We start from the raw sequence: 13,673 nt of genomic DNA, 5'->3' as shown, positions 1-13,673 counted from the left end.
CTAGGGTCGTCCCTAGGGCGAAGTACTTATTCCCAAACCAATAGCTCGATGGGCGTTGGGTTGTATCCGTTGCAGGGGTTGTTGAGCTGAGGGCAGTTGGAGACCAGCACGATCACATCCATCTCAGCGATCATCTCCACATACTTGCCCGGCGCGGAGATGCCGTCTTCAAAGGTCAGCCCGCCGTCGGCAGTGACCGGCACGTTCATAAAGAAGTTGATGTTGTGGGTGATATCGCGCTTGGTCAGGCCGAACTCTGGAAAGTTGGCGATGGCCTGCATCCAGTTATCTCGGCAGGAGTGCATATGACGCTTTTCCAGGTCGTAACGCACGGTGTTGCTTTCGCTGGCGCAGGCGCCGCCCAGGGTGTCGTGACGGCCGCAGGTATCGGCGCTGATCGTCAGCATGGCGCGGCCTTCACTGGACATTAGCGTCGTGCCTGCGGTGAGATAAACCGCGCCCTGTTCGCGTACCGTATCCATAGCGCTGTAGCGTTCGCTGGTATCGTCAGCGCTAAAGAACAGCGTGTCGGCGGCCTGGTTACCCTCTAAATCGAGAATGCGCAGGGTTTGGCCGCGCTTGACCGTGCCAATGTAGTGATCGCCTGCGTTCACCGTTGTGCGGCTCAAGGCGTTTTCGGGGCGTAGAGTGCTTTCAATAATCATGCGGCGTCTCCCTTATAAGCCGAGGTGGTAAAGGCGGTTATTTGCAAAACCACGCGCGTTTTCAGGCCGCGAGCGGTAGCAGGGATCGTCTTCTGTCACCGGCTCGGCGGTGCCGAGGGCAATGTCCACGCCACGGCGGGGGTAGTCAGCACTGGGATCGAGGGGGTGAGGGCAAGTATGCAACAGGACAAGCGTGTCCATCTCAAAGCGCAGCGTGACGCTTTTGCCCGGCTGGCAGTGGCGGGGCACATAGCGCAGCTTGCCTTCGTCGTCGCTTTCTACCCGAGAAAACAGGTTGAGGTTGGCCGTCATATCCCGACGGCCCAGGCCGTACTTGGCAAGCTCAACCAAAAAGGCGTCGAAGCCAGTAAGCGTCCAGTCGTTGTGAGCCTGCTGATAGCTGACCGGCTGCCAGCCTTTCTTTAGCAAGTGATGGGGCATCAGGTTGCCGCCAACGCTATCGTGCCAGCCCAGGTCGTCATGAGTGATAGAGGCGAAAATGCGCCCCATATCTGAGTAAAGGCAGTGGCCCTGGGTAAGCTTAAAGGTGTGCTGGCCCTTCAAGGTATCGGGCAGGTTTAAGCGTTCCAGCAGGTTTTCCGGGTTGTAGCACAAAAGCCCCACGTTGCTGTCGGCCTCTTTGGCCGTCAGCGTGAGGGTGGTGCCGCGGCGCAGGCGCAGCGACCAGTGATGCCCGCCGGGTAAGTGGGTGGTGTAAGCGGGTTGGCTATTCATAACAGCGTCTGTCATAGCAGCGTCTCCTGGGTGTGAGTTTGCAGGCCGCCCTGGTGAAGCGCTTCTTTAAGTTCGTTCGAAGGACGATCGCGTGAAATAGGTAAGTCGTAAGTAATCGTGGCGCCATAGGCTTCCGGCGCCTGGGGATCGTGGCGGGTTTTATCAAATACCCACAGCCGTGTGCCCAGCTCAAAGGCTTCTTTAAGGTCGTGGGTGATCATAAAGATGGTCAGCTGCTGCTCTTGCCACAGGCGGTTGATCAGCACGTGCATATCCTGGCGAATGCCGGGATCTAACGCACCGAAAGGCTCATCGAGTAATAAAATGCGTGGCCGCATCATCAGCGCCTGGGCAATGGCCAGGCGCTGTTGCATACCGCCGGAAAGCTCATGAGGGTATTTATTAAGCGCGTGGCCCAGGCCGACTTCTTCAATCCGAGCGCGCGCTTTTTCTATTGCGCGGCGCTTGGCGGCACCGAAGCTTTTGCCCAGCAGTTTTGAGCTGTGTAACTCATCGGCAATCATTACGTTGCCGAGCACGGTTAAGTGGGGGAACACCGAGTACTTCTGAAACACCACGCCGCGATCTGGTCCTGGCTCATTGGGAATGGGCTGATCATCCAGGGTTAAGCTGCCGCGCGAAATGGCTTCGGTACCTAACAGCATTTTCAGAAAAGTCGTTTTACCGCAGCCTGAAGCACCCACTAAGGTGACAAATTCTCCAGGCTCAACGCTGAAATTAAGATTTTCGAGCACCACATGATTGCCGTAGTGCTTTTCTAGCCGTTTGGCCGCTAGCAGGCTCATGAGTTATCTCCTTCGCCAGCGTGGTACCAAGGGAATGCCAGCCGCGACACCCAGGCCAACAGCTGGTCAAGCAAAAACGCCAGCAGGGTGATCCAGGCCACGTAGGGCAGAATCACGTCCATGGAGAGGTAGCGGCGCACCAAAAAGATGCGGTAGCCAAGCCCTTCCTGGGCGGCAATGGCTTCGGCGGCGATCAAAAACAGCCAAGCGGTGCCCAGTGCCAAACGGGTGGCGTTTAATAGCCGTGGGGTAAGTTGTGGCAGCAGAACTCTTAACAACACCTGCCAGGAGCTGGCGCCTAAGGTTTGCGCTTTGATCAACTGCTCGTCGGGTAGCCGCAAGGCGTGGCCTTGTAGGTCACGAATAAGGAAGGGCGTTACCCCAATCACAATCAGTGCAATCTTGGCGGCTTCGCCGGTACCAAAGGCGATAAATAGAATCGGCAGTATCGCCATGGGGGGAATCAGTGAGGCGACGGTGACCAGCGGCGAGAACTTGGCACGAAGGATGGGAATGCCGCCGTTTAAGATGCCCACGACCAAGCCAATCAACGCGCTGATACCCACACCAATGACGATGCGCTCCAGGCTTGCGAAGGTGTCTGTCCACAGCACCACCTCCCCTGTACGCACGTTCTCAGCGGTAGCTAAATGGTAAAAAGTGCTGGCCATGGTCGAGGGAGTAGGCAGCAGGCGGTCATCAGGGTTTTCCGCCAACCTTGCATTGGAGAGGCTCATATACAGCATCGCCAGTAGCAAAAAAGGCAGTAGGCCTAAAAGCCAGCGGCTGCCCCGGGAGGGCGCTAGGTTAATCAATCGCTTCATGGCGGTTGTCCACAGAAGATGAGTGCAGAGGGAGCGGCAGGCGCCGCTCCCATCGCGCTAATGCAGGAGGACCCCGTTACTGAGTGTCGAGGTAAGCTTGGGTAAAGCTAGGGTCGAAGCGCAGTTGCACATTGCTCTCATCGCCGAATACGCCACTGGGGGTTTCGATGCCGACCACGCCTGCATTGGGTGCCATATCGCCGAGTAGACCGTGCTCAAAACTGAATTCGGCGACGCGCTCCATGGTGTCAAGCAGTTCGGGGTTCTCCATCAACTCGATAGCTTCGGCAGGGTCGGTGTAGAGGTAGGTGGCGTCTAACTGATTACGATAGCCCTCCACATCAGTGCCTGCAGCGTCAGCCATAATGCTCAGCGCGTTCTCGTCGTCTGCTTCGATCAAGTCCATCACTTCGTACCAAGCGCCTACCAGGGCATGACCAAGTTCTGGGTTGTCCGCCAGGGTTTGGGTGTTGACGACCATCATGTCGAGGATTTCACCGGGAATTTCCGCTGAGGTGTACACCACGTTACTGTCGGGCATCTCAGCAATAGCGCTTAGCTGTGGGTTCCAGGCGGCCACGGCTTCGGTGGTGTCGCTAGAGAACAGGCCAACAATATCCGCATCGGAGGTGTTGACTGTTTCGATGTCGCGTTCGGTTAAGCCGACGCTCTGAAGGGCGCGAGCGAGAAAGTAATGGGAGACGCTGAACTGAACGAGATTGACCTCGCGGCCTTCGATATCGGCTAGATCGTCGCTGCCTTTGAGCACTATGCCGTCGTTACCGTTGGAGTAGTCGTTAATAATCAGTGCGGTGGAGTCAACCCCACTGGCGGCGGGGATTGTCAGCGCATCCATATTGGTCATGGCGCAGCCGTCAACATTGCCCGAGGTAAACTGGTTAATTGACTCAACGTAGTCGTTGACCTGCACCACATCGATGCTGATGCCGTACTCGTCGGCCCATTTGTCGACGACGCCTTCAACATCGGCGTAGGCCCAGGGCATCCAGCCGGCATAAATCGACCAGCAAACGCTAAACTCTTCCCGCTCTTGTGCCTGGGCAGGCGCAGCGGCGACAAGGGTTGTTGCCAGCAGAGTGGTAGAGAGCGCGGCTGAAAGTGTAGCGAGGGGGAAGTGCTTTGGGGAAGTATGATTGCAACGGGTCATGGCAGCCTCCAACGGCTAAGGGAAAACTCGGGGGCATCGGCGCATCACTGCGCCTTATCCTCCCGGGCTTTTGTCCCGCCGTGTAACCTCACGCCTTGGCGTCAGGTCGATTGCTCTCGGACCAGCCACATCCATCAGGGGTTATACGTTGATGGAGTCGGAACCCTAGCGATCTATTGGAAACTAAATTGTCTGGCAGCTTTAGCTACCGATACCCCGTTTGTTACGCTTAGATACAAGGCAAAATCGTGGCCGATTCAATCTAAATCCTTCCGTTTCAGATAATTACAGTGAAAAATCCTGCAGAGCGGCAGGGGCATGGGCCCGCTGCATGCATCTTAATGGTGCGAAAAAGTGAGCTTCTGCACTGGTTTGTGTCGCTTGGTCAGCGTCAAAGAGGTGTTTTACTGCCCTTACCAGGAATTTCCCGCACCAGGCGTGGCATCAAGAACCCCGGTAAATGATCGCGCAGTTGAGCAACGAGCTCACGGGCTTCACTATCCGGCACATCAAAATGCGCAGCGCCCTGCACGGGGTCTAATACATGTAGGTAATAGGGCAAAATGCCCGCTTCAAATAGCCGTTCAGATAGCGCTGCAAGCGCACTGACGCTATCGTTCACTCGGCGCAGCAGCACGCTTTGATTGAGTAGCGTCGCCCCGGCTTGTTTAAGCCTCGCGCAGGCATCAACGACTGTCTGGTCAATCTCGTTGGCGTGGTTAATATGCAGCACTACGACTTTTTGTAGTCGGGTGGTGGATAACCAATTGAGCAAGGCGTCATCAATGCGGTCAGGAATCACTACCGGTAGGCGGGTATGAATGCGTAGCCGCTTAAGGTGCGGGATGCTTTCTAGCTGTTCCACCAGCCATGCCAATTGGCGGTCATTGGCGGCCAGCGGGTCGCCGCCGGAGAGAATCGCCTCGTGAATAGTGGTTTCGCTTCGTAAGTAGTCGAGTGCTTCCTGCCACTGCGCTCTGGAGGGGGAGTTGTCGCTATAGGGAAAATGGCGGCGAAAGCAGTAGCGGCAGTTGATGGCACAGTTGGGGCTGGCGATAAGCAGCACCCGGCCAGCATACTTATGAATCAGCCCTTTAGCGGGCCGGTGGTCGGCTTCTGCGAGCGGATCGACGACGTATCCATGCGGCGTGAGCGCTTCTTCGCCCAGCGGCAGCACCTGGCGCAGCAGTGGGTCGTCTATGTCGGCATAGGCTATTCTGTTGAGATAAGCCTCTGGCACACATACGTCAAACAGGTCGTGACCTGCTTGGGCGCCCGCCAACCAGTCGTGGCTTAGGCCCAGCCGGTCACAAAGTATTTGCGGGTCTCGAATGGCGTGGGAGAGCTGCTGCTGCCAAGTGGATTGCACCATTGAATAGCAATGGCTTTGCGTTTCAGACGCGGCAATAATGATGTTCTCCTGCAAAAAAGCCCTCCTTCGGGTTATCATGCGCGCACTTATTTAACGACGCCATTTGCAACGCTGCTGGCATATAGCTGCTGGTATATAAACCTGCTGACGGCGGTAAAGTATGGCTTCGCGCACCACCTGTTGAAACAAATAACTGAAATGGATGATTGAGAGACATTATGGCGAACTATTCTACCAACGAATTCAAGGCCGGTCTGAAAGTAATGCTCGACGGCGATCCTTGTTCGATCGTTGAGAACGAGCTGGTCAAGCCCGGTAAGGGGCAGGCGTTTAACCGCGTTAAGCTGCGGAATCTGATGACTGGCCGCGTAGGTGAGAAGACTTTCAAATCCGGTGACTCGCTGGAAGGTGCCGATGTCATGGATTTAGAGATGGAGTATCTCTACACCGACGGTGACATGTGGCATTTCATGAAGACCGATGGCTCCTTCGAGCAGTACGCGGTGGAGAAGAAAGCCTTGGGTGATACTGAGAAATGGCTTAAGGAGCAGGTGCCTTATGTCATTACGCTCTGGAACGATAAAGCGATCTCCGTCACGCCGCCCAACTTCATTGAGCTGGAAGTCGTTGAAACAGACCCCGGTTTGAAAGGCGATACCGCCCAGGGTGGTTCCAAGCCAGCTACCTTGTCATCAGGTGCTGTTGTTCGTGTACCTTTGTTTATTAACCAGGGCGAAGTGCTGAAAGTGGACACGCGCAGCGGTGACTACGTCTCCCGCGCTTGATCGTTTTTCAAAAGAGTAATGATAATGGCCACGCATTTTGCGTGGCCATTTTTTGCTCGGCACTAATGTTAGAAAACTAATTTTAGAAAACAGTGCTTATAAGGAGTAATGATGGCCATTGATTGGCAACCCTCTGCGTCTATTGAGACGCTCCGCGAGCGAGCGCGGTTAATGGCCAAAGTGCGCGCTTTTTTTGCCCAGCGTGACGTGCTAGAAGTGGAAACGCCAGTGTTGGGGCAGGGGGGCAGCACGGATGTGCACTTGGTCTCGCTATACACCTTGGCGCGCACGGACAAGGGGCAGCGCCGTCTATGGCTGCAAACCTCCCCTGAATTCCATATGAAACGCTTGCTCGCAGCGGGCAGTGGGCCGATCTTTCAGCTTGCGCGCAGTTTTCGCGATGGTGAGATCGGCGCCCGACATAATATCGAGTTCACTATGCTGGAGTGGTATCGGCCACAGTTTACGCTGGATCAACTGATTGATGAGACCGCGACGCTCATTATGTCACTGCTGCCCAGTTTTCCCGGCCCGCTTGTGCATTACCGCTACCGGGAGCTGTTTCATACTTACGTAGAGGTTGATCCGTTCACCACCTCGCTGGATAGACTGCGGGCGATAGCTGCCGAGCGTGCGCAAATGCCTGTCCAATCTTTAGCCGATGAAAGCCGCGAGACATGCCTTGACCTGTTAATGAGCGTTGTAATCGAGCCACAGTTAGGCCAGCAGGAGCTAAGTGTGGTGATTGATTATCCTGCTAGCCAAGCAGCCCTGGCGCGACGCCATCAAGACGTAGACGGTGAGTGGGTGGCTTCCCGATTTGAGGTTTATCTAAACGGTATTGAGTTGGCTAACGGCTACGATGAGCTGACCGATGCACAGGAACAGCGCACACGCTTTGCTGAAGACAACGCTGAACGCCGCCGCTTAGGCTTGCCTGAGGTAGACGTTGATGAGTACCTGTTGGCCGCACTTGAGCATGGGATGCCTGAAGGTGCTGGTGTCGCCCTGGGGGTTGATCGTCTTATTCAACTGGCACTGGGTAAAGCACGCCTGGAAGACGTGCTTACATTCTCAACGCCTAATTGCTAGTGATTACCTAACGACTCTCCCATGCTGACCATTGTCGCCAGAGGACGCTCTTCAAAGTTGACGGGGTTAGCAAAGCACATCACGACCGTGGAGCCAAGCTTGAAACGGCCCATCTCAGCGCCTTTTTCCAGCACTATGGGCTGCCCAAACTGCATGCGCTGTGGGTAACCAGAAAGCGGCGTCACCTGCCCTGACCAGACGGTTTCGATAGCGGCGACGATCACCGCACCAACCAGTACCATCGCCATGGGGCCGTGCTCGGTATCAAAGATACATACTAAGCGCTCGTTGCGGGCGAAGAGGCCGGGCACGTAGTTGGCGGTGGCTTGGTTGACCGAGAAGAGCCGCCCGGGCACGTAGATCATTTCGCGTAGAGTGCCGGTTACCGGCATATGCACCCGGTGGTAGTCCCGTGGGGAGAGATACACGGTGGCAAAACTGCCGCCTAAGAACTCCTCTGCTAGTGCCGTATCGCCGCCCAGTAGGATCTGCGCGGAGTAGGTGTGGCCTTTGGCCTGCACCAGTTGTCCGGCCTGTAGGCGTCCGTATTGGGAAAGCGTGCCATCGGCGGGGCTGAGGATGCCTTCTCCCACGGGCCGCGCATCGGCTTTAAGTGCACGGGTGAAAAAGTCGTTAAACGTGGCGTAAGCAGTGGGGTCTGGTTCCAGCGCCTGGCTCATATCAACGTTAAAGCGTTTGATAAACGCTTTAATCAGCGTGTTTTTTACCCAGGGGTTATCGCACTGGGCAAACTTGCCGGTCAGGCGCGATAGCGCGTGCTGGGGCAGCGGATACTGGAGTAGCGAAAAGGCTTTTTGGGAAAGAGTCACAGTAATATTTTCACTTCTCGATCGGTGTGTCGTCGCGGTTGCCCCATTCACCCCAGGAGCCCGCATAGCCGCGCATATTAAAGCCTAGCGCCTTGCCCACCAGCCAGGTAAAGCTGCTGCGGTGATGGCTTTGGCAGTGGGTAGCAATTTCCATGTCGGGCGTGAGGCCCAAGGCACCTAGCTCGGTGATGAGCTCGGCGTAATCGCGTATACGTAGCGCACGGGTGCGGTCCATGGCGAGGAGCCAATCCATATTGACCGCTCCTGGGATATGGCCCAGGTGTTTGTTGTTGCCACGTACGCCATCGTACTCATCTTTGGAGCGCGCATCCCATACCGCAAACTGCTTATCGTCAAGCTTCTCTTTGATTTCGTCGCCGGTAATCAGGGCTTGGGGGTTGAGAAACTCAGCGTGGTATTCGCTGGGGGTCGGGGCGGTCGGTTCTGTGCTCTCTTCCAGGCCCGCATCGCGCCAAGCGTGAATGCCACCGTTCAAATAGGAGTAGCGAGTGTGGCCGATAAGATCAAGCGTCCACAGTAATCGTGCCGCCCAGCCGCCGCCTTCGTCGTCGTAAGCGATCACATGAGTATCGCGGGTTAAGCCCAGGGCACTGAACAGCCTTGATAGCGCCTCGACGCTGGGAACGTCGCTGGGTACCGGTCCTTCACCGCGCATCAAGTAGCGAAAATCGAGGAAAATAGCCCCAGGCACATGGCCCTGGCGATAGCTATCGCCATTAACCGGTACATCGATAATCAGCAGCTGTGGATCATCCAAATATTCCTGCAGCTGTTCGGGCTCAACGATTAGCGGCAGCAGGTTGGATTCCGACGATTGGTTTTCGGTGCTCATGGGTAACTCCTCTAAATCCTAGCTATCCAAGCTATCAAGTATGCGTCGGTAGCTGGTAAAGCGTGCTGGATGAATCTTGCCTGCCTCGACCGCTGCGAGTAAAGCGCAGCCTGGCTCATTACGGTGGCGGCAGTCGCGGAAGCGGCAATGACCAATATAGTCGTGAAACTCAATAAAGCCGTCGGTAACTTCCTGCTCGTTGAGGTGCACCAGACCAAACTCGCGAATACCCGGTGAGTCGATGACATCGCCGTCGGCCACTTCAGCGCGACTCATGGTATAGAGGCGTGCCGTGGTGGTGGTGTGAGTGCCTTTGCGGGAGTCTTCCGAGAGCGCGCCAATGCGCAGGGTTTCATCAGGTAGCAGCAGGTCGATAAGCGAAGACTTGCCCACGCCGCTTTGACCGACAAAAACCGAGGTGCGCCCTTCGAGCTGGCTGCGCAGATCATCCAGTCCGGTTTCGGTGGCGGTGGTGGTGCGCACGACGGGGTAGCCCAAATCGCGATAGCGTTCTAATAGTTTGCCTAACTCGCCGCCATCTTCTGGCAGTAGATCGGTTTTGTTGAGCACTAGCACTGGCGCTATACCGGTAGCTTCGGCTGCAACCAGGTAACGGTCGATAAGGTTGGCGTGAGGCGCGGGTTCAACCGCAAATACGATCAATAGCTGATCAATATTGGCGGCCACCGGTTTGAGCAGGCCGCGAGCATCGGGGCGCTTTAGCACGCTGTCCCGCTCTTCCCGTGCCACCACCACGCCGGAGCCTTCTTGCCCTGCGCGCCATATCACTCTGTCGCCGGTAACGAGGCCATCTAAGTTGGCGCGTAAGTGACAGCGCACAGGTTCATTATCGCTATTGCGTACCTCTAGGGTACGTCCAAAGTGAGCAACGACACGGCCCGGCTGTTCGGCACCGTATTCGCCGGCGGCAAGTTTTTCAGCGTCTTGTACGTCGCGCTTTTCAGCGCGCTGGGCACGTTCCGCCTGGACTTTATCGACTCGCCACTGCTGCTGACGACTTAATTTACGTTTGCTCATGTCTACCCGATGCTAGGTACAATAGGCTCCATTGTACCTAGCAAAGGTGTCATTGTATTTATCTAGACGCCAAGTAGGCCTGTCTAGCTGCTTGATGGGCCAAATTAAGGCACACTTGCGCGATGTTATACGCATTTAGGCAAAGGAATAATGGTAATGAGCAACGAAACGACGGGTGCAACGGAAGGAAAAACGGTGCCACGAGATGATCTACTGGTGTGGATTGATCTCGAGATGACCGGTCTCGACCCAAATAAAGAGCGCATTATTGAAGTAGCCACACTCATTACGGATGCGGATTTGAACGTGGTGGCGGAAGGGCCAATCATTGCGGTCAAACAGACCGACAGTTTGCTGGCGCAAATGGATGACTGGAACCAGAAAACCCACGGCGATTCAGGCTTAGTTGCACGGGTGAAAGCCAGCCAAGTGGAAACCGCTGAAGCTGAGCAGCAAACCCTGGCATTTCTGCAGCAGTACGCGGTGGCGGGTTCGTCGCCCATGTGCGGCAATAGCATCCATCAGGATCGACGTTTTCTGGAGCGTGAGATGCCTGCGCTGCTCAATTTTTTCCACTACCGCAATCTCGATGTGTCGACATTGAAAGAGGTGGCCAAACGCTGGAACCCCGGCGCGTTGGCGGGCTTTAGTAAGCAGAATGTGCACTTGGCCATGGACGATATTAAAGAGTCGATTGCTGAGCTAGCCCACTACCGCAGTACGTTTTTGCGCGTTGAGCAGAGCAGTGACGAAGAAGAGTAGTTAAAAAGAGTCGTTAAGAAGGGTAGTTAAAAAGCGTCGTTAAGAAGCGCAGGTATCGGTAGCAATGCGCTCACCGCGCTTCCTGCGTTGCTCCTCAAGCGCCCAGGCAACATGTTCACGGACAAGAGGGCTTGGGTAAGCGCGGCGTGACCATAATGCGGCTTCTACGGCCTCACTCCAGGGTGCGTTGCCCAGGCCAATGGCTATATTGCGTAGCCAGCGCTGGTAGCCAATGCGCCTAATGGGGCTGCCAGCGGTTTTATCTAGAAACTCCGCTTCGCCCCAGCCAAACAGGCTAATAAGCGATGCGCGGTCTAGGTCATGGCGCGGCGCAAAGTCATCTTCCTGGGTGATATGGGTAAAGCGGGTGAAAGGGCAGACCAGTTGGCAGTCATCGCAGCCGTAAATACGGTTGCCCATGGCGCGGCGATACTCGACCGGAATCGCGCCGTGTAGTTCGATGGTGAGATACGAAATGCACTTGCGGGAGTCGACCACTTTATCGTCAACGATGGCGCCGGTAGGGCAGGCGGTGCGGCAAGCGCTGCAGCTACCGCAGTGTTCGTGCTCAAACGGTGCGTCAATGGGGAGCGGCAGGTCGGTATACAGTTCGCCCAGAAAGAACAGCGAGCCCGCTTTAGGGTTGAGCAGCATGGCGTTTTTGCCAAACCAGCCGAGCCCCGCTTTTTGGGCCAGGGCGCGCTCCATGACTGGCGCTGAGTCAACAAAAGCGCGGTAACCAAAGTCACCGACTTCTTGCTCAATTTTTTTTGCTAGTAGGGCTAACCGTTTGCGGATTAGCTTGTGATAATCACGCCCCAAGGCGTAGCGCGATACATAGGCGCGGCTGGGCTGACCGAGCACCTTGGTGCTCTCCACTTCGGCGGGGAGATAATCCATGCGTACGCTGATAATGCGTTGAGTGCCGGGTTCGAGTTCCGCAGGGCGAGTGCGCTTAGTGCCATGCTTGGCCATAAAGCCCATTTCGCCGTGGTAGTCCTTTTCTAGCCACGCCTCGAGATGGGCTTCATGAGCCGACAGCTCAGTATCGGTGATGCCCACCTGCTGAAAGCCCAGCTCTCGCCCCCAGGTTTTAATCAGGTCGGCAAGGCGAGCAAGTTTCTGGTCAGTCATTGCACCATCAGAACGTGCAAAGGCAGTGGAATTCGACATAGTCAATCAACAGCAAGGCATTAAGCGCGCTATGCTAACGCATTGGCAGCCATCAAAACATGTGAAAGGAGCGATCGTGACGGTCCCGAGTACTTCCATGCTACGCCCTCTATATAAATCCGCCCAGGTGCGGGAACTGGATCGTCGCACCATTGCCGGCGGCATTGATGGTTTTGCGCTAATGCAGCGCGCTGCTTCAAGTGCCTGGCACAGTTTCCGCTCCCGCTGGCCACAAGTGCGCAGTTTAACCGTGATGTGTGGGAGTGGTAATAACGGTGGCGATGGTCACGTGCTGGCAGCGCTGGCCATGCAGTCCGGCCTTAAGGTGCAGCGAATTACGCTGAAGCCCCTAGTCGAGCTAAGCGGTGATGCGGCCCGTGCAGCAGAATTGGCAACATCTGCGGGGGTGGGCTGCGAAGAGTGGCACGCTGGCATTGAGCTCACCGGCGAAGTGATTGTCGATGCGCTGTTGGGGACCGGTTTGACCGGTGAGGTAGAGGGACGCTTCAAGCGTGCTATCGAAATGATCAATGCCGCGCATCGGCCGGTACTGGCGATTGATACTCCCTCAGGATTAGTCGCAGACACCGGTGCTGTATTGGGTATTGCTGTTAAAGCCGCCTGCACGGTGACTTTTATTGGCGATAAGGTGGGGTTGCATACAGGGGAGGCGCCAGCCTATACCGGCGAGATCGATTTTCGCCCCTTGGGCGTCAAAGCCCAGCCCTATTTCGACATTCCCCCCACGGCTTGGCGTCTGGATGATTCGCTACTGGCCGATGCCTTTGCGCCACGCCTGCGCACTAACCACAAAGGTGATATGGGGCACGTACTGGTGATGGGCGGCGCACCCGGTTTCGGTGGCGCTGCGCTGCTGGCCTGCCAGGCCGCCGCGCGCTTGGGGGCAGGGAAAGTAAGCTTGGCGACGGCCCCAGAGCATATCACTGCGAGTTTGGTGCGTTGCCCGGAAGTGATGGCCCATGGCGTACGCGGTGGCGCCGAGGCCGCAGAGCTGCCTAATAACGCTGACGTTGTAGTAGTGGGGCCCGGGCTGGGTCAGGCTGCCTGGGGGCAGGCGGTGCTTCAGAGTGCGCTTCAGTCAGATGCGCCACTGGTGGTGGACGCTGATGGGCTTAACCTGTTGGCGCGTCAATGGCCGGATGTTCGCCGCGATAACTGGATATTGACCCCGCACCCTGGTGAAGCCGCACGACTGTTGGGCTGTGAGGTGGCCGATATTCAGGCAGATCGACCTGCCGCTGCCCAGGCACTGCAACGCGCCCGGGGTGGCGTGGTAATCCTAAAAGGCGCGGGCAGTTTAATCGCTGGCCCCAGTGGCTTGGTCGTGTGCCCTTACGGCAACCCGGGCATGGCCAGCGGCGGGATGGGCGATGTGCTTAGCGGCATGCTGGGAGCGCTGGTTGCGCAGCGCGGTGAGGTGGAGTTTAGCGCCTGGCTAGCCACGATGGTGCACGCGTTAGCGGCTGATCGAGCGGCAAAGCAAGAAGGTGAGCGTGGCCTGCTGGCCAGCGATCTGGCATCCTATGCGCGAAAATTGATTAATCCGTGA

14 protein-coding genes and 1 riboswitch are annotated in these 13,673 nt (G+C 56.4%); of the genes, 4 read left to right on the top strand and 10 right to left on the bottom strand.

The genetic code is table 11. The annotated features are described in order from the left end of the window. Positions 1-26: 26 nt before the first annotated feature. From KO116_RS13630 to epmB, 6 genes are all read right to left on the bottom strand, one after another. Positions 27-665 carry an urea amidolyase associated protein UAAP2 gene (locus KO116_RS13630; RefSeq protein ID WP_035566457.1) on the bottom strand — a complete coding sequence of 213 codons (639 nt, stop codon included), beginning with the start codon at positions 663-665 and terminating at the stop codon, positions 27-29. Positions 666-677: 12 nt separating this feature from the next. Further along, entirely contained in the window at positions 678-1,415 is a 738-nt protein-coding gene (locus tag KO116_RS13625; protein ID WP_035566455.1) for an urea amidolyase associated protein UAAP1, read from the bottom strand. Continuing rightward, positions 1,412-2,206, bottom strand: coding sequence for an ABC transporter ATP-binding protein (locus KO116_RS13620; protein WP_035566453.1), 795 nt, complete (start codon positions 2,204-2,206; stop codon positions 1,412-1,414). Before KO116_RS13620 ends, KO116_RS13625 begins: the two co-directional genes overlap by 4 nt. Next, positions 2,203-3,030 (bottom strand): ABC transporter permease, encoded by an 828-nt coding sequence (locus tag KO116_RS13615; protein WP_035566451.1) that lies wholly within the window; start codon positions 3,028-3,030, stop codon positions 2,203-2,205. Before KO116_RS13615 ends, KO116_RS13620 begins: the two co-directional genes overlap by 4 nt. Positions 3,031-3,106: 76 nt before the next feature. Continuing rightward, positions 3,107-4,198 (bottom strand): putative urea ABC transporter substrate-binding protein, encoded by a 1,092-nt coding sequence (locus tag KO116_RS13610; protein ID WP_035566449.1) that lies wholly within the window; start codon positions 4,196-4,198, stop codon positions 3,107-3,109. A 57-nt stretch (positions 4,199-4,255) separates the two neighbouring features. Then, positions 4,256-4,378, bottom strand: a riboswitch (guanidine-I (ykkC/yxkD leader). Positions 4,379-4,589: 211 nt separating this feature from the next. After that, on the bottom strand, positions 4,590-5,624 hold the full coding sequence (epmB, locus tag KO116_RS13605; RefSeq protein ID WP_035566447.1) for an EF-P beta-lysylation protein EpmB: 1,035 nt from the start codon (positions 5,622-5,624) through the stop codon (positions 4,590-4,592). Positions 5,625-5,788: 164 nt separating this feature from the next. Between epmB and efp the strand changes: the two genes are divergently transcribed. Together efp and epmA are read left to right on the top strand one after the other, a co-directional pair. Continuing rightward, entirely contained in the window at positions 5,789-6,355 is a 567-nt protein-coding gene (gene efp, locus KO116_RS13600; protein ID WP_035566444.1) for an elongation factor P, read from the top strand. A 111-nt stretch (positions 6,356-6,466) separates the two neighbouring features. After that, positions 6,467-7,447: an EF-P lysine aminoacylase EpmA gene (gene epmA / locus KO116_RS13595; RefSeq protein WP_035566441.1), complete on the top strand. Its 981-nt coding sequence runs from the start codon at positions 6,467-6,469 to the stop codon at positions 7,445-7,447. Here epmA and asd read toward each other — a convergent pair. From asd to rsgA, 3 genes are read right to left on the bottom strand one after another with little or no spacing between them, the layout of a single operon-like run. Continuing rightward, on the bottom strand, positions 7,444-8,277 hold the full coding sequence (gene asd, locus KO116_RS13590; protein WP_035566438.1) for an archaetidylserine decarboxylase: 834 nt from the start codon (positions 8,275-8,277) through the stop codon (positions 7,444-7,446). The genes epmA and asd overlap by 4 nt on opposite strands. Positions 8,278-8,287: 10 nt before the next feature. Then, complete coding sequence (locus KO116_RS13585; RefSeq protein WP_035566435.1) at positions 8,288-9,130, bottom strand: sulfurtransferase; 843 nt, start codon at positions 9,128-9,130, stop codon at positions 8,288-8,290. An 18-nt stretch (positions 9,131-9,148) separates the two neighbouring features. Further along, a complete protein-coding gene (rsgA, locus tag KO116_RS13580) occupies positions 9,149-10,168 on the bottom strand; it encodes a small ribosomal subunit biogenesis GTPase RsgA (RefSeq protein ID WP_035566432.1) in 1,020 nt (339 codons plus the stop codon). 156 nt (positions 10,169-10,324) lie between these two features. Here rsgA and orn point away from each other — a divergent pair, with 156 nt between their 5' ends. Further along, positions 10,325-10,930 (top strand): oligoribonuclease, encoded by a 606-nt coding sequence (orn, locus tag KO116_RS13575; protein ID WP_144408589.1) that lies wholly within the window; start codon positions 10,325-10,327, stop codon positions 10,928-10,930. A 39-nt stretch (positions 10,931-10,969) separates the two neighbouring features. On the opposite strand, the gene queG is transcribed toward orn, so the two are convergent. Further along, positions 10,970-12,103: a tRNA epoxyqueuosine(34) reductase QueG gene (queG, locus tag KO116_RS13570; protein ID WP_374730586.1), complete on the bottom strand. Its 1,134-nt coding sequence runs from the start codon at positions 12,101-12,103 to the stop codon at positions 10,970-10,972. Positions 12,104-12,200: 97 nt separating this feature from the next. On the opposite strand from queG, the gene KO116_RS13565 reads away from it, so the two are divergent. Next, positions 12,201-13,673: an NAD(P)H-hydrate dehydratase gene (locus KO116_RS13565; protein WP_035566424.1), complete on the top strand. Its 1,473-nt coding sequence runs from the start codon at positions 12,201-12,203 to the stop codon at positions 13,671-13,673.

The sequence above is a fragment of the Halomonas sp. KO116 genome (assembly GCF_000734975.2).
Classification (GTDB): Bacteria; Pseudomonadota; Gammaproteobacteria; order Pseudomonadales; family Halomonadaceae; genus Vreelandella; species Vreelandella glaciei.
This window is presented reverse-complemented; position numbering and strand designations above follow the sequence as displayed.